13 protein-coding genes are annotated in these 25,353 nt (G+C 42.3%); 8 read left to right on the top strand and 5 right to left on the bottom strand.

Annotated features, from left to right (window positions below):
• Positions 1–39 precede the first annotated feature (39 nt).
• Positions 40–7,470, top strand: coding sequence for a cell surface protein SprA (sprA, locus tag M2135_RS03820; RefSeq protein ID WP_280747277.1), 7,431 nt, complete (start codon positions 40–42; stop codon positions 7,468–7,470).
• 131 nt (positions 7,471–7,601) lie between these two features.
• On the top strand, positions 7,602–10,403 hold the full coding sequence (locus tag M2135_RS03815; protein ID WP_280747276.1) for a TonB-dependent receptor: 2,802 nt from the start codon (positions 7,602–7,604) through the stop codon (positions 10,401–10,403).
• 15 nt (positions 10,404–10,418) lie between these two features.
• Here M2135_RS03815 and zupT read toward each other — a convergent pair whose 3' ends face one another.
• Genes zupT through M2135_RS03800 form a run of 3 tightly spaced genes read right to left on the bottom strand, consistent with a single transcriptional unit; the run spans position 10,419 to position 12,757 of the window.
• Positions 10,419–11,222: a zinc transporter ZupT gene (zupT, locus tag M2135_RS03810; protein ID WP_280747275.1), complete on the bottom strand. Its 804-nt coding sequence runs from the start codon at positions 11,220–11,222 to the stop codon at positions 10,419–10,421.
• A gap of 39 nt (positions 11,223–11,261) precedes the next feature.
• Positions 11,262–11,843: an epoxyqueuosine reductase QueH gene (locus tag M2135_RS03805; protein ID WP_280747274.1), complete on the bottom strand. Its 582-nt coding sequence runs from the start codon at positions 11,841–11,843 to the stop codon at positions 11,262–11,264.
• Positions 11,844–11,857: 14 nt separating this feature from the next.
• Positions 11,858–12,757: a cation diffusion facilitator family transporter gene (locus M2135_RS03800; protein WP_280747273.1), complete on the bottom strand. Its 900-nt coding sequence runs from the start codon at positions 12,755–12,757 to the stop codon at positions 11,858–11,860.
• A 507-nt stretch (positions 12,758–13,264) separates the two neighbouring features.
• On the opposite strand from M2135_RS03800, the gene M2135_RS03795 reads away from it, so the two are divergent.
• Positions 13,265–14,089: a DUF6261 family protein gene (locus tag M2135_RS03795; RefSeq protein ID WP_280747272.1), complete on the top strand. Its 825-nt coding sequence runs from the start codon at positions 13,265–13,267 to the stop codon at positions 14,087–14,089.
• 44 nt (positions 14,090–14,133) lie between these two features.
• Here the strand turns inward: M2135_RS03795 and M2135_RS03790 are convergent, their stop codons facing one another.
• Positions 14,134–15,591, bottom strand: a complete 1,458-nt coding sequence (locus M2135_RS03790; RefSeq protein ID WP_280747271.1) for an ATP-binding cassette domain-containing protein — start codon at positions 15,589–15,591, stop codon at positions 14,134–14,136.
• A gap of 523 nt (positions 15,592–16,114) precedes the next feature.
• Between M2135_RS03790 and M2135_RS03785 the strand changes: the two genes are divergently transcribed.
• Positions 16,115–17,017: a nucleotidyltransferase gene (locus tag M2135_RS03785; RefSeq protein WP_280747270.1), complete on the top strand. Its 903-nt coding sequence runs from the start codon at positions 16,115–16,117 to the stop codon at positions 17,015–17,017.
• On the top strand, positions 17,017–17,484 hold the full coding sequence (locus M2135_RS03780) for a DUF456 domain-containing protein (RefSeq protein ID WP_280747269.1): 468 nt from the start codon (positions 17,017–17,019) through the stop codon (positions 17,482–17,484). Before M2135_RS03785 ends, M2135_RS03780 begins: the two co-directional genes overlap by 1 nt.
• A gap of 304 nt (positions 17,485–17,788) precedes the next feature.
• On the opposite strand, the gene M2135_RS03775 is transcribed toward M2135_RS03780, so the two are convergent.
• The gene (locus M2135_RS03775; RefSeq protein ID WP_280747268.1) at positions 17,789–19,309 is read right to left on the bottom strand and encodes a DUF4301 family protein; all 1,521 of its coding nucleotides are present in this window, start codon (positions 19,307–19,309) and stop codon (positions 17,789–17,791) included.
• A gap of 168 nt (positions 19,310–19,477) precedes the next feature.
• Here M2135_RS03775 and M2135_RS03770 point away from each other — a divergent pair, with 168 nt between their 5' ends.
• The 3 genes from M2135_RS03770 to yidC all read left to right on the top strand — a co-directional run bounded on the left by M2135_RS03770 (position 19,478) and on the right by yidC (position 25,348).
• Complete coding sequence (locus tag M2135_RS03770; protein ID WP_280747267.1) at positions 19,478–21,700, top strand: TGS domain-containing protein; 2,223 nt, start codon at positions 19,478–19,480, stop codon at positions 21,698–21,700.
• 126 nt (positions 21,701–21,826) lie between these two features.
• Positions 21,827–23,446, top strand: a complete 1,620-nt coding sequence (locus M2135_RS03765) for a CTP synthase (RefSeq protein WP_280747266.1) — start codon at positions 21,827–21,829, stop codon at positions 23,444–23,446.
• Complete coding sequence (gene yidC, locus M2135_RS03760) at positions 23,447–25,348, top strand: membrane protein insertase YidC (RefSeq protein ID WP_280747265.1); 1,902 nt, start codon at positions 23,447–23,449, stop codon at positions 25,346–25,348.
• Positions 25,349–25,353 lie beyond the last annotated feature (5 nt).

Below are 25,353 nucleotides of genomic sequence, written 5' to 3'. Positions count from 1 at the left end.
TTGAAAATCAAATCCGCAAAATAGGCAATTGAGTATTAAATGAAGGTAAGAAGACGAAAATATATTGTCTGGACATGTTTGTTTTTGTTAGGGACTGGCATCTATTCACTTCATGCCGGTTATCTATTACAGATAGTCTCTGCACCGGAAACCAGCCTGACTCTTCCTCCACAGGATACCATTCCTTCCCGTTACCCTGTTGCTAAAACGGTTCCGGAGAACTATGAAGATTTTCTCAGACAATCCCAATTGCCAGCCGACCTACGTGATCCTGAAAACCTCAAAAGAAATATCGAATATGATCTGAACACCGGAACATATATCATACGCACAAAAATCGGCGATATGGAGTTTGGCACACCTATATCATTGACCCCTGAAGAATATCAGGATTATAGCCTACAAGAATCACTACGTTCCTATTTCCGGCAGAAAAACGAAGAGGAGTTCCAACGTTCGGCCGAAGACGGCTTCAATCTATTGGATATGCAGTTTGGCATTGGTGCCGCAGAACGTATTTTTGGTCCGGGAGGGGTACGGGTACGTACACAGGGCTCGGCCGAAATAACGATGGGACTCAAACGCAACACCACCAAAGATCCGGCACTGCCGGAACGTATGCGAAGCCGAACTTTTTTCAATTTTGACGAAAATGTGCAGTTGAATGTGCAGGCAACTGTCGGTTCGAAAGTCAATTTCGATATGAACTACAATACGCAAACGACTTTTGATTTTGACTCGAAAAAACTGAAACTGGCCTACCGGGGAGATGAAGATGAAATTATCAAATCGATCGAAGCGGGAAATGTCAGCATGACAACACGTAATTCCCTGATCCGGGGTGGAGCAGCGTTGTTTGGTATTAAAGCCGATCTGCAGTTTGGTAAACTCCGGGTGAATACCTTGTTTGCCCAACAAGAATCACAGTCGCAAACCGTAAATTCCAAGGGAGGCGTTCAAACAAAATCATTTGAAATTACCGCCGACCAGTACGACGAAAATCGCCATTTCTTCCTGTCGCATTATTTCCGTGACAACTATGATAATGCTTTGGGAAGTCTGCCCTATATCAAATCCTCGATCACCATCAACCGCGTTGAAGTATGGATTACCAATAAACGCAGTAGCTTCGATCAGGCTCGGAATATTGTCGCTTTTACCGATTTAGGCGAAGAGAATAGAAGTCATATCAGCAATTCGGGAATGGCGACGCCTACCAATAAAACGATCCCCAGTAACGGAGCTAATACATTATACAACACGTTAGCGACCAACTACAGCGCGATTCGGGATATCAACCAGGTGACGCAAACCATAGGAGGAGTTCTTGAAGGCGGACGTGAATACGAGAAAATTGAAAGCGCTCGCCGATTGGACGATTCAGAGTATACCCTAAACAGCCAGTTGGGATATATCTCCTTACGCACACAACTACAGCCCGATGAGGTGTTGGCTGTTGCGTTCGAATATAAATACGGGAGTAGCGGCGAAGTCTTCCAGGTGGGTGAGTTCTCTACGGATAATGTTTCAGACAAAACCACTAATAGCCTGTTTGTAAAGCTATTGAAAGGGAAATCATTATCACCCGGTATGCCTTTCTGGGATTTAATGATGAAAAACGTATACTCCTTAGGTGCCTATTCGGTACAAAAAGATAAATTCCGCCTGAATATTCTTTATCAGAGTGATACGACAGGTGTTTATTTAAACTATCTACCTAATGTGACCATTGACGAAAAAGAGAATCAATTGTTGTTGCGTGTGATGAACCTCGATCGTCTCAATACGAATAATGAACCTTATCCGGACGGGGTTTACGACTTTGTAGAGGGATTCACGATTCTGACAGAGAATGGAAAAGTTATTTTTCCTGTTGTAGAACCTTTCGGTTCGCACCTGGCAGATAAAATAGGGAATAAGAGTATTGCCGACAAATTTGTTTTTCAGGAGTTATATGACTCGACCCTTACTATTGCCCGACAGATCGCTGAGAAAAATAAGTTTATCCTGCGTGGAGAGTATAAAGCATCTTCCGGCTCGGAAATACAGCTGGGAGCAATGAATGTCGCCCGGGGGTCGGTGGTGGTGACTGCCGGTGGAGTGACATTGACGGAGAATGTCGATTATACGGTTGATTACACTTCCGGTATAGTGACCATTTTAAATGAGAGCGTGATTGCCGGTGGCCAATCGGTACAAGTCTCCCTGGAAAACCAGTCGATGTATAGCATGCAGCGAAAGACGATGATGGGACTCGATCTGAACTACGACTTCTCTAAGGATTTCAGTTTAGGAGCAACCATTATGCATATGTCTGAAATGCCGCTCACTGTAAAAACCACGATGGGCGACGAGTCGATCAAAAATACACTCTGGGGATTAAATGTGGCCTATAAAACCGAAAGTCAATGGCTGACTAATATGTTGGATAAAATCCCATTATTAACATTAACACGTCCCAGTCAGGTCGCATTCAATGCCGAATTTGCACATTTGATTGCCGGACATTATGAAAATAAAAACACCGGAGGGTATTCTTACTTGGACGATTTCGAGTCAAGCCAAAGTGGTTTTAATCTTCAATTGCCTTACTCATGGACATTGGCCAGTACTCCTTCCCATGATGAACGCCCACTCTTTGAAGAAGCAACCCGAACCAATGATATCACGTATGGTATGAATCGTGCATTACTCGCATGGTATTATATCGACGGTATTTTTACACGCCGGAATTCCAATCAGAAGCCGGGACATATTACTAAAGAAGATCTGTCGAAACATGCCGTCCGTGCTGTTCAGGTACAGGAACTCTATCCCTACAGAGATCAGGGCATGAATGAATCTTCCATGTTGCCGATATTAAATGTGGCTTACTATCCGAATGAGCGAGGACCTTACAACCTCGATGCAGAGGGTGTCAACCCGGACGGAACTTTACAGAATCCGGAAAAACGGTGGGGAGGAATGATGCGCAAAATCGACCAGAGTGATTTTGAAACGGCTAATATCGAGTTTATCGAATTCTGGATGATGGATCCTTTCCTTGTCAATCCTGATCTGCAAGGAGGTGATTTGTATTTCAATCTGGGAGAGATCTCTGAAGATATCTTGAAGGACGAAAAGAAATTTTTTGAAAATGGATTACCTATAGATGGGGAGCTGTCGAAAATAGATTCTACCGTATGGGGCTACGTGCCAAAAGAGGCCAGTACGGTCTATGCTTTTGACAATAGTACCGGTGCCCGGGAAATACAGGATGTTGGGCTGAACGGACTTTCGAGCGATCAGGAAAAAAGATTCTCTACCTATAAAGAGTATGTTGATAATTTAATCTCCAAAATATCCGGAGAAGTACAAGCGCAAATGCAAAACAACCCTTTCTCTCCGATCAATGACCCGGCGGGAGACAACTATATGTACTTCCGGAGTGATTATTATGATGCCATTGAAGCAGATATCCTGACACGTTACAAACATTACAACGGAACGGAAGGTAACTCCCGCGAATCTACCGGACGGTACAATAGCGCGGCAAAAACAGTTCCCGACGTCGAAGACCTCAATCAGGATAACACCTTAAACGAAACGGAAAAATATTTTGAATATAAGGTCTCTCTACGGAAACAGGATATGGAAATCGGTAAAAACCATATTGTCGATATCCGCGGAGCAAAACCAAGACTAATGGACGACACTTCCGATTCGGTTCATTGGTACCTATTTAAAATCCCGATCAAAAAATATGATCGAGCCGTAGGTAAGATCCGTGATTTTAAAACAATTAGTTTTATCCGGATGTATATGACCGACTTTAAAGAGCCTGCTGTTTTGCGTTTTGGCTCCTTTGAACTCGTTCGCGGGGAGTGGAGAACTTATGAGCAAGCACTTTATAACCCGTCGGTTCCTCCAAAAAGTACGCCAACATTTAATGTCTCTACCGTAAATATCGAAGAGAATGGCGATCGCCGTCCTGTGAACTACATCCTCCCCCCGGGCATCTCCCGGATGTTGGATCCCAGTCAGCCACAATTGCGTCAGGAAAACGAACAGGCTTTATCATTGAAAGTGATCGACCTCTCTCCTCAGGATGCAAGAGCGGTTTATAAAAACACCAGTTACGACTTACGTCAATATAAACAGTTACAACTGTTCACACACGCCGAGGCTCCTATCGGTGAAGAGTCGAGTGTCGCCGATGGTGATTTCTCCGTTTTCCTGCGGTTAGGATCCGATTATAAAAACAATTATTACGAATATGAGGTGCCGTTGATTATGACACCACACCTCAAAACAGCCTCTGTTCAGTATGATTCTGATCGGATAGAAGACCAACGCACGGTATGGCCGGACAGCAATCTATTGGATTTCAAATTAGAGGTGTTGACCAATTTGAAACTAAGCCGTAATAAAGCCAAAAGAAACGGAGAGGTAGGAGTCGATTATCAGAAAGTGTATTCGGAGTATGATCCCGGTAATACACGTAATAAAATCAGTATCATAGGGAACCCGACACTGTCGGAGGTCAAAACAATTATGATCGGCATACGTAACAACTCCAAAGAGATTAAGACCGTAGAAGTATGGGTGAACGAATTGCGATTGACCGATTTCAATGAAGAGGGTGGCTGGGCGGCTAACGCCAATTTGAATATCGCACTCTCCGATCTGGGAACAGTCAATTTCTCAGGACGTATGGAAACATCCGGCTTCGGAGGACTCGATCAGTCATTGACCGAGCGTCGTATGGAGGATTACAAGCAGTACAATGTGGCAACCAGTATTGAGTTGGGTAAATTCTTCCCGGAAAAGGCACAAGTCAGTATCCCATTGCATTATTCCTATTCGAAAGAGATTGTCGATCCTAAATACAATCCGTTGGATCAGGATATTAAATTGTCGGACGCCTTAGATGCGGTGGAGACAAAAGCGGAAAAAGATTCTATTAAAAAGCATGCACAAGATCATACGGTGTCGAAAAGCATCGCTTTAAGCAACGTCAGGGTAAACATCAAGAGCAAAAATCCGATGCCCTATGATCCGGCGAACTTCTCATTCGGTTATGCATACAGAATGGATACCCGACGTAATCCGGAGACCGAATATGAAACGACAAAGAATTACCAGGCGAACTTCGGGTATAGTTATACCCCTTATGTCAAACCATTCGCTCCGTTTGCCAACATCAAAACAAATAATGGATATACCAGATACATCCGTCAGTTCAACCTGAATTATGTCCCGACAAATATCAGCTTTCAGACGGCAATGGACAGAAACTATTCCGAACAGCAGTTGCGCGACCTCACCAATGTCACCGGCGAAAATAATATTCCTGCGACATTCACCCAGAATTGGACCTGGGATCGTGCATTCAAATTGAACTGGAATCTGACAAATAACCTGAGTATGAGTTTCACTTCAGGGACAAATGCCCGTATCGAAGAACCGTATACGCAGGTCAATAAGAAGTTGAATGCCGATGGTTACCAGTTATGGAAAGATTCCGTCAAACAGAGTATCCGTGATCTGGGTACACCTATGAAATACGATCAGACTTTCTTGGCGACACTGAATCTTCCATTACAATATATCCCGATATTGGATTGGGTCAATAGTTCGGTGGCTTACAATGCGATGTACAACTGGGATAGAGGTTCCTATACCGGAACGGAAGAATATGAAATCGGAAATACGATCACCAATCAACGTCTGATTGACGTACAAGGTGTTTTTAATATGCAAGGGCTGTACAATAAAAATAAATTTCTAAAAAATGTCAATCAGAAGTATTCGTCTACCAGTCGACAAGCGACCAACAGGAGGCAGCAGACCAAAAATATTAAGATCGAAAAAGATATTCAGCTTAATCCGGATAGCGGAACCGTCATCCGTCACGATATGCTTACCAAAAAACTTCGTGTAACGGCACGTACTGAAGAAGGAAAGTCGTATCCGGTTAAGTTTAAGGCGATCAATTACAATGAAATCCGGGTGTTGAACCAGGATTCCGTCAAACTGAAATTGACCTTGGTACCAGGACCTCCGGCTTTGGAAGGCACTTTGTTAAGCGTTGCTGAATATAGTAGCCGCTTCTTGATGATGCTTCGTCGGATAAGTGTGCAATATTCGGTAAGCGACGGTATGATGCTTCCCAATTTCCGACCTGAAATCGGTGATGTATTCGGCCAACGCAACGGAGGTAATATGGCACCCGGACTCGGTTTTGCCTTTGGGGCTGTAGACCGCGATTATATCGACAGAGCCAAAGAGCGCCAATGGCTTGTTATCAGTGAGAATAATATTACCCCGGCAATGATCAACCATGCCACTAATCTGAATATCCGAGCCAATCTGGAACCGATAGCCGGATTAAAAATCGATCTGGATGCCAACCGGGTAGAGACACAGAATACGGAAGTCGATTTCATGTATGAGGATATGCCGGAACGAAGAGGAGGTAATTTTACCATGACTACGGTTGCCATCAGAACAGCATTCTCCTCTTCCGGTAATGCCAATAATGGATACAAATCAAAACCGTTTGAAAAATTCGTCGAATATAGAAATACAATTGCCAAAAGAGTTGAAAGTCAATATACAGGAAAAGCACTCCCTGATGGAGGCGGCTTTTTTGATCCCACCAAAGGAGATGCGGTAAGTGCAAATTCGGCCGATGTGTTAATCCCGGCTTTCCTTGCGGCATATACGGGGAAAAGCGCTGATGGAATAAGCCTCTCTCCTTTCCCTTCCATCACAAGTTTATTGCCTAACTGGCGAATCACTTACGATGGGTTGATGAAGCTGGAGCCAATTAAAAAATACTTCAAGAGTTTTATGTTATCACACCAGTATCGGTGTACCTATAATGTTGGGTCTTACTCTGCCTATTCCAATTGGACCGGCATTGATGGAGAAGATGATTTAGGCTTTATCAGAGATGTGTTAAACGGTAATCCGGTGGCCTCTTCTCCTTATAATATCACTTCTGTCAATCTAAATGAGTCGTTTACACCGTTGTTCGGAGTAGATGCCACACTGCTCAATAATATGACAGCCCGGGTAGAATACAGAAAAAGCCGCAATCTGAGTCTGAATGTTACCTCGTATCAGATAGTCGAAGCCCTTTCGAATGAAGTGATTCTGGGGGTTGGATACAAGGTGGCGGAATTCAATAAGATGTTGGGAATGAAGCCGACGCAGAATTTCAGTAACGACCTGACCATCCGGTTTGATCTCTCTTACCGCAAAATGCAATCACTTATTCGTAAGATAGAAGACCAACTCACCAATGCCACAAGTGGGAACATAGCAAAAACATTGCAATTCTCTGCCGATTACGGGGTCAGCCGGGCATTGACCTTACGGGCGTTTTATGATCTTCAGATCAATGAGCCATTGATTTCGGCAACCACTTTCCCTACGACCAACTCCAGTTATGGTGTTAGTATCCGTTTCTCTTTGGCACAATAATCAACTGGTCTGTTTATATCCGTAATTGGTTTATTTAAAAACTGATCCTTGAATGTATTCAGGAATATTCTATATTTGTTAAGGTTTAAGTCTTTAATATCATTTGTTTTAGTAACTAAAAACAACCGTATATGAGGAGCGTTTACAGGATAATCGGTTTGTTCCTTTTATTGACAACTCATTTGTCGGGGCAAAACATCACAGGCTACATTTACGATGAATCAACTCAAGAAATACTTCCCGGCGTAAATGTCTATTACAAGAATCCATCCGGTATGCACGGCACAGTCTCCGACGCAAACGGGTTTTATGAATTAGCCGTTCCCAACGAAGAGGTGACACTCACCTTCAGTTTTCTCGGCTACCAAACCCAGACCATCCCATTTGCGGTGGCACAAAATCAACATCGATCATTCAATATCTACTTAAAACAGCAGACCAACCTGATGGATGAGGTAGTGGTCAGCGTAGGGCGTTACGAACAGAAACTGAGCGATATCACGGTTTCTATGGAACTGTTGAAACCAAGCGATATCAACAAACAGATGGTGACAGACCTCAGTGGGGCACTGGCAAAGGTTTCAGGTGTAGATATCACCGACCGTCAACCCTCTATACGCGGAGGAAGCGGCTGGACGTATGGGGTAGGAAGCCGTAGTCTGATTATGGTCGACGGTATGTCGGTACTCACTCCCGGCTCCGGCGAAATTAACTGGAATGTTGTTCCGATGGAAAATGCTGAACAGATTGAAGTGATCAAAGGCGCCTCTTCCGTGCTCTATGGCTCTTCCGCATTGAACGGGTTGATCAATGTCAGAACCAAACGTCCGGGACTTGAACCGGTGACGCGCATCACCACCTCTCTGGGCATCTATGGCAATCCGGAGAATAGCGATTATATCTGGTGGGATCGCAGCTTCTGGAAAGATGGGAAATACCCGGTTGAAGGCCTGTTCCGTCGAAACATATTATCCGGTATCCGTAATCCTATATATAATAATGTAGAGTTATCACATACACGACGCATCAACGATCTCGATGTCTCTGCCGGGATTAACTATTTTACGGACGAAGGGTACAGGTCTGGGAATTACACCAAACGTTTTCGGATCAATGGCAATATCACTTACCACGACCCCAGGGTACATGGGTTGAACTATGGGTTGAACGCCAATTTCCTATCGAATGATTATGCCGGTTTTTTCATCTGGCGATCGGCAGATGAACCCTATAAACAATCGCCATTGGCTAATATGGGTCGTCAGGCCAATAACTTTTTTATCGACCCTTTTCTCAACTACACCAATGAGGAGAAAAGAACAACACACCGGTTTAAAAGCCGGATTTACCATCAGGGAAATCAGATTGTATCCACCCCTACCAATAAATCCATTGTCGATATAGCCAACAATATGGGATTCGATTACAACTCCATCCCGGAAATAACCGATCTTGTCACAAACTGGCAAAGTGAATTATTGCCTTTAGTCGTCCCCCATTTGCCTGAAGTATTGAATGGAGATGTCAATGGATTGATGAATGAGGTCAAACAATTGGGCAACCGTTTCTTTCCTTCAGCCACCTCTGCCGATTATATGGATCTGATATCCTGGGTTATGGGAAATACACCTCTGCCGACGAGTAGCGATGATGTTCTCCCCTGGCTAATCAATTCAATGACTCCTAAAGAGAAAGAAAATCCGGGTACGGATAAGACGACCTCCTATTATCTGGATTATCAGTTTACAAAAAACTTTGACCACTCCCGGATCACCACCGGAGCAACGTATGAACATATTCATGCCAATTCGAATGTGACCGGTGTGCACAACAGTGATAATATCGCCCTGTTTGCACAATACGATCATAAATTCTTTGATAAGTTGAATGTCTCTGCCGGGATGCGCTTGGAGTATTACCGTATCAATGATAATTACCGGGAAGCGGAAACATCGATTTTTGGCATTGATGCACCATTCAAGCCTGTTTTTCGGGGTGGGCTCAATTATGAACTGGCCGAATACAGCTACCTCCGCGCCTCTATCGGACAAGGATACCGCTACCCGTCTGTCACCGAAAAATATATCCTCAAAGATATCGGAGGAGTCGGCGCTTTTCCGAATCACAATCTAAAAGCAGAAAGAGGGTATAATGCCGAACTCGGTATCAAACAAGGATATCAAATCGGAAACCTGAAAGGTTTTCTGGACGGTGCTGTTTTCTATACACGGTATAAAGATATGATCGAATTTCGTTTCGGTTTGTTTGATAAGCAGACCTTTGACTATATGGAAAGTTTGCCGGATCTCATCCGGATGATTACAAGCGGAAATGGGATAGGGATCGGAGCGCAGTTCACCAATGTCGGACGGGCAGAGATTTATGGTGTAGATCTCTCGGCGAATGGGATATACGACTTTAATCCCGACACTCGGTTTACGTTCAATCTCGGTTATGTCTATACCGAACCCCGGGATATGGATATTGACGAACTGAATGCAAAGGAAGATGCCAATAACGATCTATTGGCTATGAAATCGAAATCGAATAACAATAAATACCTTAAATACCGCCAGAAACATACCATCAAAGGGATAGTTGATTTTGAATGGAAACGATTTAGTGTCGGTGCAAATATGACCTGGAAAAGTAAAACCCTCGCTGTGGATTATTTTATGGTAGACGAACGCGACAAACCACAGCAGGATTTGATGGATTACATGCGTAGCATGCTTTTTGGCGATCTACACAACTACTGGACAAAAAACAATGACGGGTATTTCACAATGGATCTGCGTATGGGATTCAAACTCTCCAAACAACTCACCTTTCAGGCAATGATTAATAATGTATTGAATACTGAATACACTCTTCGCCCAATGGATGTGGCACCTCCACGAACATTTATCTTTCAGATCGCAGCGAGTTTTTGACAATATAAGGAACACTTATGCCAGCAAAATAAGGCTAATAGCCATGATCGCCATACCCGCAACAAGGCCGTATATGGAGATATGATGCTCGCCGTATTCGCGTGCAGCGGGAAGTAATTCATCCAGAGAGATAAAGACCATGATGCCGGCAACAGCAGCAAAGACACATCCCATCACAATAGGCGACATGAAAGGCATTAATACCAGATAAGCCAAGAGCGCTCCTATCGGCTCCGCCAGTCCGGAAAGCAGAGAGAGCTTAAAGGCTTTTTTTCGATCACCTGTCGCATAATAGATGGGGACAGATACAGCTATCCCTTCAGGGATATTATGTATGGCAATTGCCGTAGCGATGGCAATACCCAGTGTCGGACTCTCTACGGCCGCAACAAACGTGGCAATTCCCTCCGGGAAATTATGAATGCCAATTGCTAAAGCTGTCATGACTCCCATCCGCATCAGCTTGGTCTTCTGGGGAGGCGGATTTTTCATGCTTTCGACCGACCGGATCTCATGCGGATTCTCGAACGATGGCACGAGGCGGTCGATAATACCTATTAATAAGATACCCAAAAAGAAAAAAAAGACGGTTACACCCATCCCTTCTTTCAGTCCCAATGCGGCAGTCAATATCTCTTGCGACTGACTGAATAACTCCACAAAAGAGACATAAATCATCACACCGGCAGACAGTCCGAGTGAGAAGGAGAGAAAACGCTTATTCGTTCTTTGGGCAAAAAAAGCGATTAAACTGCCAATCCCGGTAGCCAAACCGGCAAAGAGCGTGAGTAATAATGGGATGAATATATTTTGTTCCATAAGTTTTATATAAAGAACAAGATGAGGGAATAGATTGTTTCATTTGCTGTTGCGTAGGCTGAACTCACAGCCGCAATAACGTTGATTGTAAAAACCATATTCCTGTAACAGTTCTTTTCGCCTTTCGCTTAATCCCCCTTTTCGCCAGTTTTGCTCCCAGAAGATTGTCGAAGGATAATGTTTGGCAGCTCGATTGCCGGCTTGATTGATCTGTTCCAGGTTTTTCCAACGCGAAGAAGCCAGGGTAGTCGTAAATACAGCAATATTGTTTTCTGCACCATAACGGGCGGTCTCCATTAAGCGCATATTGAAACATTGCTGGCAACGTCTTCCTCTTTCCGGCTCTTGCTCCAGCCCTTGTATCTGATTGCTCCAGGCTGAATGATCATAATCTCTGTCGATAATGGTTAATCCGAATGATTGCGCATAACGTGTACATTCTGCCTTCCGAATCTCATATTCCTCCAAAGGGAATATGTTCGGGTTGAAATAAAAAATAACCGGACGAATCCCGTTTTCCAACAGACATTCAATAATTGCAGCGGAGCAGGGCGCACAACAGGTATGAAGCAGTACGTCCGTCTGCCCTTCAGGTACATCAATTAGCAATCGAGGTTTCATATAACGGGTGTTATCTAATCGTTCTCACAATGCAGCTGCTCACAAACAACATAACTTGTTTCAAATTCCAGCGTGGCGTGTTGTATTCCGACATTTAACAAACGGTTTTTGATCTCTTGTTTGATCTTCTCCATTTGCGAAGTATCTTCTATTCTTATATGTGCTGTCAATGCAGTTTCTGTCGTACTAAGCGCCCAGATGTGCAAATGGTGTACGTTTTTTACTCCGGAGACCCGGGCAATTTCAGCTTCAATCTTTTCGATATCCGTTCCTATTGGTACTCCATCCAGAGATAGGCGTATGCTGTCGCGAAGCAATCCCCATGTCGACACCACAATGACCACCGCAATGACAATGCCAATAATCGGATCGATAATATACCATCCTGTATACATAATGATGATTCCCGAAAAAACAACCCCGATTGACACCAACGCATCGGCAGCCATATGCAGATAAGCGCCTTTTACATTCAAATCCTTGTCTTTGTCTTTTAGGAAAAGCCAAGCTGTAAAAGCGTTAATAACAACCCCAATACCTGCGACCCATGCGACGGCCTCTCCTTCGATCGGCTGGGGATGGAGGAGTTTGTCTATACTCTCACCAATAATAATTCCAACCGCCACTAAGAGGATAATGGCATTCAGTAAAGAGACCAACACGGTGCTCTTTTTATACCCATAGGTGAATTTTGAGGTGGGATGAACTTTGGCTAATCGGAAAGCCAACATGGCCAGAACCAAACTGGCTACATCACCCAGATTGTGCCCCGCATCAGAAAGTAAACCTAAAGAGTTAAACCAAAATCCGGCTCCGAACTCAGCAAAAACGAAAAGTAAATTTAGACTGATCCCTATGATAAACGCTTTGTTCAAGGAACTGATTTCGTGATGATGATCATGATGGTGTTCCATATTTATCGTTTTAACGTTAAACCTGATTTTAAGAACAAATGTAGCGCTTTTTACGATAGAAGAACATCACTATAGATAGGTATTTGTGGATGAACAGCTTCTCCTTTAGGAGATTTTCTATGAAAAATAAAAACATATTGTATACTAAAGGTATTATTGGTTCATTCACTTAAAAGAATTATTCCTTATAGGGTTTTGAAAATTTATTTTTCAATAGAGTTATACTGTAATATTCATATGTCATTTCTTTAATCCAATAAATATACACCTGAGTAGTGATTGACTATTTTATACATAATGCTATAAATTGCTTTAAAGGTTTTTAATTTTCGATATACATATATAAATACGCTTAAGTGTATCTATATAAATTTTTCTATTTAATATAAATATTAAGATATCTTAACGATAAACATTACCACATCTATATAATAGTATTTATGTTTGTAAACATTTTATTCTATAATAGAGCATCCACAACAATTTTTATAGAACAACTACAGGTATATGGAACAGATTAAGATTTTTAAATTACCCAGTATGTCAAATGGAGAATACTTCCAGTTCATGACAAATGTATATAACCGAATTAAACTAGAAACTCCAGAAAAACTTAAAATCGTACCGTTGTTTCAAAAATTCGAACAGATTCTTATACGATTAGATCATGCTATTATTGTACACCGCAAGAGTGGCTTAACAGATAAGATCAATCAAGCTAATATAAACAGAACTAATCTATTCAAAGGATTAAGTACTGTCATAAATGGTTTATTATATAATAATGATGAACAGAAGAAGTCAAAAGCCAAATTAGTCAGAACGCTATTAGACAATTATGGTAATGTAACCATCATGAGTTTAGATAAAAAAAGCACATATATCACAAATATGGTCAATGACTTATTAGAAGCACCTTATATCGGATATATAACTAGCCTGGGATTGGGAGATCAATTAAATGCATTAAGTGAAGAGAACAGGAAAGTGATTACACTGATGCAGGAGCGTATTACAGACCGCAGTAATAATAAAAAAGAGAACTCACGTCTGGTGCGAAAGGAGATGGATGAAGTTTATCGGCAAATTATTGATATGGTAAATGCGCAAGCCTTGGTGGCAAGTGTTTCTGAAGGTGGCGCAGAAGACTTTTTACCTTTTATTCATGCCATGAACGCACAGATCTATCGCGTGAAGAAGAATTTAGCCATTCGTGCCGGGAAATTACATGCGTCTAAACAAAAAGGAAAAATAGCGAGTCCCGACCATTCGGTCGAAGATCTCGACAGCTTCGAAGATCTCGACAGTGAAGATTCGGATCTTCAATTTTAACTATTGAAATGCATAAAAAAATAAAGTGTTCTTAGCAATCGTTGTTACGAAGAGCCTTTTAATTCAAAAGAATTGTTGACACAAGCCGATAATTCCTGCGGATAATGGGTGACGTAAATCAACGTTTTGCCCGGGCGGTTGCAAAACTGTTCAATGATAGCGGTTACTTTTTTCTTATTACTAAGATCTAATCCGTGAAGCGGTTCATCGAGAATGATCAGGTCGGGGTTTTTAACAAAAACCCTGGCCAGTAATACCAATCGCTGTTCTCCGGAAGAGAGTGTAAGAAACAGACGCTCTTTCAGGTGAGTTATGCCAAAGAGATCCATCCATTGCAAGGCAATAAACTCCTGCTCCTTACTGCATTTTCGATGTAAACCGATCGAGTCGAAAAAACCGGAGCCGACAATCCGAATCGCCGGCACATTTTCTTTGTAGTAAAGATGCATTTCCGGAGAGATATATCCTATTCGTTTTTTGATTTCCCAGATACTTTCTCCCGTACCTCTTTTCCGATCAAAAAGAGATAAAGTATTAGCATATGCTTGCGGATTGTCGGCATAAATCAGGCTTAACAGTGTCGACTTGCCCGAGCCGTTCGGACCCGATAAAGCCCATTTCTCACCGTTGCGAACTTCCCAGCTGAGTCGATCCAGAATGGTTCTATCGCCATATCTGATGGATACATTTTCCATACGAAATGTCACTTGATGCGTGGAAACCTCTTTGAGAGGGCTGACAGGAAGTGGAAGTTCATCTACCGCAGTGGAGTCAAAAGGGAATAATGTTGAAATCAGTCTTTTATCTGCCAAAAAATCATCCCGTTTCATCGGAGCCATACATCGCCTTTCGATAACCGGCAGAACATCCGTTATCATCTCAGGAATATCTTGCGGATCAGATACCAAAAGGATCAGTTGTAGTTCTTTCAATAAAACGATCTGTTGCAATAACGCCTTCAAAACAATCCTTGAGGCACTGTCGAGTCCGATAAACGGATTGTCGAGTATTAAGATCTTCGGCTTATATAATAATGTACGCACGATGAAAAACTTTCTCAATTCGCCACTAGATAAGAAGATCACCTTTTTAGGTAAAAGATCCGTTACATGAAAAAGCGTTAGAAGCTCTTTTTGCTCTTTTCCGGACAGTTCTTCCGAAAGCAGTTCTTCAACAGTAGGGATCTGATCGATTTCCGTTGAATGCCAGCGTTGCTGATAATAGGCATTCCGGCAATCTGTTAACGAATAAATATCTTTAAAGGTGATATTTTTTATCTGTTCACTGATTTTACCTTCGGATCCCAAACAAACACTTCCCTCTTTTAATGCGAGTTTTTTTTGTAAAATGTCGGCTAAAAGTGTTTTCCCAGCACCATTGGGTCCTACAACAGCCCATTGTTCGCCTTCTTTGATCGTCCAACTCGGTGCTTCTTTAAAACGCATTTCAGCGAATCGAGGCACAACGTTTGTGAGTGTTATTGTTCTTTTTTCAGAGCACATGACCTATTCTAATAGATACAAAAGTACAATTTTAATGCGAGTCCAATATAACGAACAAGCTTCAACATGTGTAAAAAACACCCTATTTTCAAAATCGAATTCTTGTGCACTCGCTATTCTTCCACTTGGTTTCCAAAAGCATACATCCTCTTTTCTCCCTCATCCTAAGGATATAACAACATTATGCTGTCTGTTTTTTTGTTACACCTACCTCCGTTTTCTGTTAGAGGTACGTCTAAAACAATTTAGAGGTACGTCTAAATCTGTTTAGAGGTACGTCTAAAATCATTTAGAGGTACCTCTAACAAAAAAGTGGACAGGATGGCTCAAATAAACCGATAGCGGCGTGATGGTTTTTGTTTGGCTTATTTTTAAAACAATATCCTCTTCTGTAGTTAAACCCAACTCGACTCACCCTATTTTAACTCCTGATTTTCATCATTTATTCACCAGAAGCGGTTAAAGCGTCAACTATTTATTACTTTTGCCCACGTTAAAATGTATACGCTAATTTATAAGACCTATGAAACCTACATTATTTATGTTGGCTGCCGGTATGGGAAGCCGCTACGGAGGATTAAAACAGTTAGACGGACTTGGCCCTAACGGGGAGACGATTATGGATTATTCCATTTTTGATGCGATCCGTGGCGGATTCGGGAAGTTGGTTTTTGTGATCCGTCAGTCGTTTGAAAAAGATTTCCGTGAAAAAATAATTTCAAAATATGAAAATCTTCTTCCTGTAGAAGTGGTCTTCCAGGAACTGGATGCGTTACCGGAAGGATTTTCTTTACCGGAAGGACGCGAAAAACCGTGGGGCACCAATCATGCCGTACTGATGGGCAAGTCGGTAATCCACGAGCCGTTTGCTGTTATCAATGCGGATGATTTTTATGGTCGTGACAGTTTTGCCGTTTTAGGACGGCAGCTAAAAGAAATGGCCGGCACAAAGAATACGTATTGCATGGTGGGCTATCGTGTGGGGAATACGCTGAGTGAAAGTGGCTCGGTTGCCAGGGGCGTTTGTGAGACAAATAGTGAAGGTTATCTGACAGAAGTTGTCGAACGAACAGCTATTCAGCGAATCAACGATAAAATACAATTTACAGATGAACATGGACAGACCGTTATCTTGGATGAAAACAGACCGGTCTCTATGAATATGTGGGGATTTACGCCTGAATATTTCGACTACTCGGAAGATTTTTTCAAAACATTCCTGAAACAGCAGATGCACAATCTGAAAAGTGAGTATTATATTCCGCTGATGGTAAACGAATTGATCACTACGGGAAAAGCCAAAGTTAAAGTATTGGATACCACCTCCAAATGGTTCGGAGTAACTTATGCTGAAGACCGTCAGAGCGTTGTCGACAAAATCAAGGCATTGGTGGAAGCCGGTGAATATCCGGAAAAACTGTTTTAATGGATATTTTATTATATATCGTCGCATTTATACTGGTCGTCGTTGGAATAGGCGGGTCGATATTACCCGCTATTCCCGGCCCCCCATTGGCTTACCTGGCTGTATGGCTGGCTCATTGGAGCAGCTACAAGGAGTATTCACCCTCTTTCTTGATATGGAGTGGTCTTTTTATGCTTGTTGTCAGCTTGCTGGATCATATTCTGCCGCCTATGATAACCAAGAAAACCGGAGGCTCAAATTATGCCACCGCAGGATCCGTTATCGGTATGATTGCCGGTATTTTTCTGACTCCTATCGGTATGTTGTTCGGTATGTTGCTTGGCGCATTCGTCGGTGAATGGATCTTTGCCCGTCAGTCGGCCGGCAGTGCACTTAAAGCGGCCTTTGGAGCCTTTACCGGATTTTTGCTCGGCACAGGTTTAAAACTGCTTTTCTGTTTTTATATCTTATACCGCCTTATTTTTTAATACGCAAAGGTTCGGACAAATAAATACCCAGACATTCCCATGCCCGGGTATTCCTTATGAATGTTCATTTTAGAAAAAGCAATAGCTTTTCTAAGCAGTAATACAAAATAACAGAGAATCTCTGTGTTAAGTTGCACATAGACCGCCTTTTTAAAGGGAGTTTTTGATGAAATTTGACAGACTTTCAGATCGAAAATCTATTTATTCCAAATCAAAATCAAATTGTGTTTGGTTTTTCGTTTTGAGACAAAAGTTATTCAAAGAAAGGACTAAAATGTCAAAATCGTTCGAAAGGCTCTGTTTGTTATTGATGCTCGCGCCTCAGCAAATCATTGACAGTTTTGACCGGATTAAAGGTTTCGATCGGCACTTCCACAAAAACTGTATTCCAGTCGCTCATCGCCCCATTCCACAGACCGGGCAGTTCTAACGCTTTCAGTTCGCGTCCGTCCTTGCTTTTCAAAGAAATAAAACCGGTATTTTTGTCCACGTAGTCCGGCAGATGGTATTTGTTCCCTTTATGATCCTTGACGGCACAGACTAAGTCGACCGGATTAAAATGTGTGCCTTGCTCGAACAAGATTTTCTTTTCAGGGACATTCATATCGATCTGCGAACTTTCAAGAATCTGGAGTGAGATGGTATTGTCGGCATTGACAGCCAGAAAAGGGCCTCCTCCCGGTTCGCCTACATTCTTTACCATTCCGCACACGCGCAAGGGACGTTGTAATTTACGTTTGATATACAAGATCAGTTCGGCATCTTCCAGGTATTTGATTTCCGGATTCCGCACACACAACTCCTGCTGTAGAAAATGAATCATTTCTTCAATCTGTGTATGTGAATACTTTCCACTCTCGATCAGTTCCAGATAAGCAAATATTCTCTGCTGTAAAGAGACTAAGATACCAGCGATCAGTTTTTTATAAATAACCGTTGACGACTTAAAACTGTCAGGAACAACATTGTCAATGTTCTTAATAAAGATCACATCCGCATCTATGTCATTCAGGTTTTCAATCAGCGCACCATGTCCGCCGGGACGGAACAGTAAACTCCCGTCGGCTTCACGAAAGGGTTCATTTTGCGTATCTACTGCAATGGTATCGGTATTCGGTTTCTGCACACTAAACGATACATTATAAGCAACGGAAAATTTATATTCGTACCCCTCTTTCTTCTTTTCCATCAGACTTTCAAAGAGTGGTTGGTGTTCAGGAGATACCGTAAAATGAATATTCACTTCGCCCAGCTGGTTCTTGGCATACATCGCCCCTTCCGACAGATGTTCTTCCATGGCTGTGCGTACTCTTTCAGGGTATGTATGAAACAACAATAGCCCTTTCGGTAGTTGGCCGTAGTTCAGTCCTTTCGGCTCCAATAGGTTTTGAATAATGGCTTTATGTCGGCCAGCTGCGATTAATGCCGGGATATCTTTTTTTTCATTCTCACGACATTTAATATTTAACGCATTATAAAAAGCAAAGTGGGTGATATGATCAAAAAAAGTCCGTTCGAAAGTGGTTTCAGGCAAGTCGTAATCAGCAGCCAGAAACGCATACAGATCCTTAAACATTCTGCTGGCGGCTCCTGAGGCCGGAACAAATTTGACAATCTTCCGGTTTTTCTCCAAATAGTGATCCCATGCTTCCATATAAACAGCCCGATCTGTTTGGGGGACAGTCATAATCCCTTTTTCTGTCGAAGCAGACGCTATCACATCGAGGTAGGGAAAACCTACGCGGAAAGAAGCCAGTTGGCGCTCTATCTGCTCGGTTGAAATCCCTTTATCTGCCAATTGTTTTGAATCATTTACAGTCAACATAGTTTGTGATTTTAAGTAATAATTTGTTTTTCAATAAGGCTAAAGTTTCATGAATCATACAAATGTATAAAAATACCCTATAATCCGTCCAAATCTCCATGAAAAAACGTAATTTTACAGCATGTTTTACAAAGCGACATCCCCTGTGTAACTGTAAAAATTAGGACTATGGCAACAGAGGCATTCTTTACAACAGAAGAAAAAAAAGCGTTTTTCTCTAAATACCGCCAATTATTACACCAGCTTGATTTTTTTCTTGAAAAAGAAGATGTCAACAAAATGAAAACGATGATGCGCAAAGCCGTATCGTTGGATTGTTATGGCCGGGATCGGAACGGGATCAACGGACTGCTTCGAAATATAGACACCGCATTGATCGCATCGGGTGAAATTGGCTTGAAAAGGACTCCGATTATAGCGCTTCTACTCTATCGTCCGGTCATGAAAAAAATGATCTCCCTGGAAGAGGTCAAAAAGGTGTTCGATGAAGATGTGGTTCTTATCCTGCAACGTTTGCTTAAGACGTCTGATCTTTATGCACGCAATACGGCTATTGATTCGGAGAATTTTCATCATCTGCTCTTTTCTTTCGCCGAGGATGTGCGGGTGATCCTGTTGATGATTGCCGATCGTACCTGCCTGATGCGACTGGGTAAAAATCTGAAACAAGAAGAAGACCGGATCCGGTTGGCCACAGAAGCCTCCTACCTATATGCTCCTCTGGCACATCGGTTAGGGCTGTATAAAATAAAAAGTGAGCTGGAAGACCTTTCACTGAAATACCTCGATCCCGATCAGTTTGCATTTATCAAGAAGAAGCTGAACGAGACAAAGAGTTCACGCGATATTTACATCGCTCAGTTCATCGCCCCGATTGAGGAAAAATTAAAAAAGACAGGTCTTCGCTTCGATATTAAAGGGCGTACAAAATCGATCCATTCGATCAATAATAAACTGAAAAAGCAAAAAATCGACTTCGAGAATATCTACGATCTTTTTGCGATTCGTGTCATCCTAGACTCGCCACCGGAACGTGAAAAAGAACGTGCAGAGTGTTGGCATGTCTATTCCATTATTACCGATATGTATCAACCGAATCCGAACCGGATGAAGGATTGGATTTCCATACCAAAAACCAATGGATATGAAAGTTTGCATATCACAGTGATGGGGCCTCAGAATCGTTGGGTGGAAGTTCAGATCAGAACACAACGGATGGATGAAATTGCCGAGAAAGGGTTGGCGGCACACTGGAAATACAAAGGGGTAAAAGAGGATGCGGGACTGGACGATTTCCTGACAAATGTCAGAGCCACACTGGAATCTAAAGAGACCGATCCGATGGATCTTATGAAGCAATTCAAAATGGATCTGTTTAAGGATGAGATCTATGTCTTTACACCCAACGGTGAAGTAAAAAAACTACCGGCTGGTGCTACTATCCTCGATTTTGCCTTTTTGATACATACCGGTTTGGGAAGTAAATGTGTTTCAGCCAAGGTAAACGGGAAAAATGTACCGATAAAATATGTGTTAAATAACGGAGACACCGTCTCCGTTGTCACTGCTCCGAATCAATCGCCCAAACGCGACTGGTTGAATATTGCAATCACCTCTAAAGCACGCACTAAAATCAGACAGGCTTTACGGGAAGAGGACACCAAAGTGGCCGATATTGCCAAAGAGATGCTTCAACGCCGGTTGAAAAACAGGAAGATTGAAATGGAAGAAGCATCTTTGATGCGCTATATCAAGAGAAAAGGATATAAAACGATTACCGACTTCTATGTGGATCTGGGAGAAGAGAAACTGGAACCCAACCAGGTCATAGATGAATATCTGGAATTGATCCGGAAAGAATCGGAAGCAAACGATCACTCGGAAACACGAAGTGCCGGGGAATTTATGACCACCACGGAAATCGAAGAACTGTCGGCAGGAAAAGATGTGTTGGTAATCGACAGGAATGTGACCGGTATCGATTATAAACTGGCCAAATGTTGTAATCCGATCTTTGGCGATGAGATATTCGGTTTTGTGACTTCGCAAGTCATTAAGATACACCGGATGAATTGTCCGAATGCAGCCGAAATGCGCAGCCGGTTCGGTTATCGTATCATCGAAGCTAAATGGAGCGGAAAAGGGGATAGCGGATATGTGGTAACATTGCGGGTCACCGGACGGGATGATATTGGTATTGTGACAAATATCACATCGGTTATCGGCAAAGAGGCAAAAACTAAACTTCGCTCCATGTCGGTCGATTCCATGGATGGAGTGTTTCAGGGAACACTCACGGTGATCATTGATGATACAAAGGCGCTGTCAACTCTAATAAAAAAAATTCAGGCGGTAAAAGGAGTCAAAACGGTTGACCGGTTAAATGCTTAATCTTCACATTCAACATTTTTACTCCCTTAAATAACGTTATGGCATTATGTGGTCTGAACGAAAATAATTAACTTTGCAGTTTTGATTCAAATAAGCTTATTGAAAGAATGTTAAAATATTATTAACGTGGCAGATACTAAATATATTTTCGTAACAGGCGGAGTTGTCTCTTCATTAGGAAAAGGAATCGTTTCAGCCTCACTGGGAAAACTCCTTCAGGCAAGGGGATACAAGGTGACCATTCAAAAATTCGATCCATACATCAACGTCGACCCGGGTACATTAAACCCCTATGAACATGGGGAATGTTATGTCACTGTCGATGGTCATGAAGCCGATCTGGATTTAGGACACTACGAACGTTTCCTAAACGTCCAGACAACACGCGACAACAACATTACAACAGGACGCATTTACCAAAACGTTATCAACAAAGAACGCAAAGGAGATTATTTAGGAAAAACCGTACAGGTTATTCCGCATATCACCGACGAGATAAAACGGAATGTCAAATTATTAGGAAGTAAGTATAAGTTTGATTTTGTCATTACCGAAATCGGAGGAACAGTAGGCGATATTGAATCGCTCCCTTATATAGAGAGTGTTCGTCAGCTGAAATGGGAACTGGGGAAAAATTGCCTGTGTGTACACCTGACTTATGTGCCTTACATCTCTGCCGCTAAAGAATATAAGACCAAACCGACACAACATTCTGTTAAACAATTACAGGAGTTGGGTATTCAACCGGATGTATTAGTATTGCGCACCGAACGGGAACTGCGTTCAGACCTGCTTCGCAAAGTAGCTCTGTTCTGTAATGTTGCGGAAGATTCGGTAATGCAATCGATTGATATGCCGACGATTTACGAAGTTCCGCTTGTTCTTCAACGTCAAAAGATGGATGAGATTATTCTACGCAAAGTCGGTTTGGATACAAACACCAACTCTGACATGAAACAATGGCGAGAGTTTCTTGATCTGAAATTATCCGCTAAAGATAGTGTCAAGATCGGGTTAGTCGGAAAATATGTCGAGTTGCAGGATGCTTATAAATCGATCGATGAATCGCTATTGCAAGCGGCCATTTACAATCATCATAAATTGGATTTACACTCCATTCATTCTGAGAAATTGAACAATGAAAATGCTGCTGAAATGCTTAAAGGCATGGACGCAATACTGATTGCTCCGGGGTTTGGACAACGGGGGATCGATGGAAAATTTGCAGCGATTAAATATGCCCGCGAGAATGATGTTCCTTGTTTAGGGATCTGTCTGGGTATGCAATGCATGGTGATCGAATTTGCCCGTAATGTGCTTGGATTAGCTGAGGCCAACTCCACGGAGATGGAACTTCAAACACCCTATAAAGTGATCGATCTGATGGAAGAACAAAAGAATGTCACATATATGGGCGGTTCCATGCGACTGGGCGCTTATGACTGCCTCTTAAAAAAAGGCTCTAAAACATACGAAGCGTATGACAAAGAGTTGATACAGGAGCGTCACCGTCACCGGTTTGAGTTTAATAATGAATACAAAAACAAATACGAAGAAGCCGGCATGAAATGTACGGGTGTGAATCCGGATACCGACTTGGTTGAAGTGGTTGAAATCCCGACTTTAAAATGGTTTGTAGGCGTACAATACCATCCGGAATACAACAGTACGGTCGTCAACCCCAATCCACTATTTCTTAGTTTCATCAAAGCGGCCATCGAAAACAAAAAAAACAAAGTGCAGTAAATGGATAAAAATACAATTTTAGGCTTTTTGCTTATTGGAATCGTTTTATTTGCGTTTAGCTGGTTCAATCAACCCACACCTGAGCAATTAGAGGCTCAACATCGTTATCAAGACTCTATCGCACGAATCGAATATCTGCAACAGACAGAGGTTCAAAATAAAGAAAAGAGAGATTCTTTTGCAGAGCATGATCCCGCATTATCCGACTCCACTCAGTTGGCACAGCTGCAAACAAATTTCGGCGTATTTGCCCATGCGATGTCGGGAACAGACGGCTATACCGTGCTGGAGAATGAGTTGGTAGAGGTGCGTATCAGTAATAAAGGAGGGCACGTTTCTTATGCCCGTCTGAAAGAATATGATACATACGACGGCAGTCCGTTGGTTCTTTTTGATGAAAAAGAGATGGTTTTTGATTTCACATTAGTGACTGCCAACAACCGTGTACTAAACACCAAAGATCTTTATTTTATTCCGATTAAAGGGGATGACCCTCATTCGGTGACCATGCGGTTGAATACAGACGACAAAACTTACATCGATTTTACATACCACCTGCAGCCGGAAGATTATATGATGGCATTCTCCATTAAAAGTGTCGGCATGAACGGTGTGCTTGCGCCCAGTACCAATGCCCTTGACCTTGTCTGGGAACAAGATATCCGCCAACAGGAAAAAGGACGTAAATTCGAAGATCGTTATGCCGCATTATATTATAAATATGTAGCAGACGATGTCGATAACCTGAGTGAAGGAAAAAATGATAGCAAACAGATTTCAAACCGTCTTAAATGGATCGGTTTTAAAGATATGTTTTTCTCTACGGTACTGATTGCTGAGAGTGAATTTGAAGCAACGACATTGGATTCCAAACTACTGACAGCTGACGGTTATCTGAAAAGGTATAAGGCTACGACTTCCATTCCATTCGATATCCAGGGACGTAACACGAGCGATCTTCGTTTCTATTTCGGCCCTAACCATTATGCGTTATTAAGATCCTATGATAAAGGGGTCTCTTCTGATCAGCAACTCGACCTTGAACGAATGATTTCATTGGGAGCAAGTCTTTTCCGTTGGATCAACCAATATTTCGTTCTCCCGATATTTGATTTCCTCGGCCGTTATCTCAATAATTACGGACTGATTATCTTCTTATTGACTATAATCGTTAAGATCGTCATTTTCCCTATGACTTATAAATCGTATATCTCTTCGGCCAAAATGCGCGTACTTCGTCCACAGGTAGAAGAGATCAATGAGAAATATCCGGGTCAGGAGAAGGCGATGGAACGCCAAAAAGCGACCATGGAACTTTATAGCAGAGCCGGAGCCAGTCCGATGAGCGGATGTTTGCCGATGTTATTACAGATGCCAATTTTGATCGCTCTTTTCATGTTTTTCCCCTCTGCGATAGAACTTCGTCATGAGAGTTTCCTTTGGGCGAAAGACCTTTCAACATACGATGCCATCTTTAGCTGGGATGCGTATATACCGATCATCACGCCCTATTTCGGGAATCACATCAGTCTGTTCTGTCTGCTTATGACCATCACCAACATCTTCTACACGAAGTATAATATGGAGATGACAAATACCGGACAACAACAGATGCCGGGTATGAAGATGATGATGTATATGATGCCCTTGATGTTCCTGATCTTCTTTAATCAGTATGCTTCGGGATTGACGTTTTATTATTTCATCTCGACATTAATAACGATTATTCAAACGCTCTCTTTCCGTTTCTTTATCAATGAGGATAAATTACTGGCTAAGTTAGAAGCCAACAAGAAGAAACCGATGAAGAAATCAGGTTTCATGAAACGGTTGGAAGATGCGCAGAAGATGCAGCAAGAGCAATTACAAAAACAACAAAATCAGCGAAAAGGCAAAAGATAAAACGG

The organism is Parabacteroides sp. PF5-9, assembly GCF_029893105.1.
Lineage (GTDB): Bacteria > Bacteroidota > Bacteroidia > Bacteroidales > Tannerellaceae > JARXWG01.
Note: the sequence above shows the minus strand (reverse complement) of the source record. Positions and strands in the feature narration are given on the sequence as shown.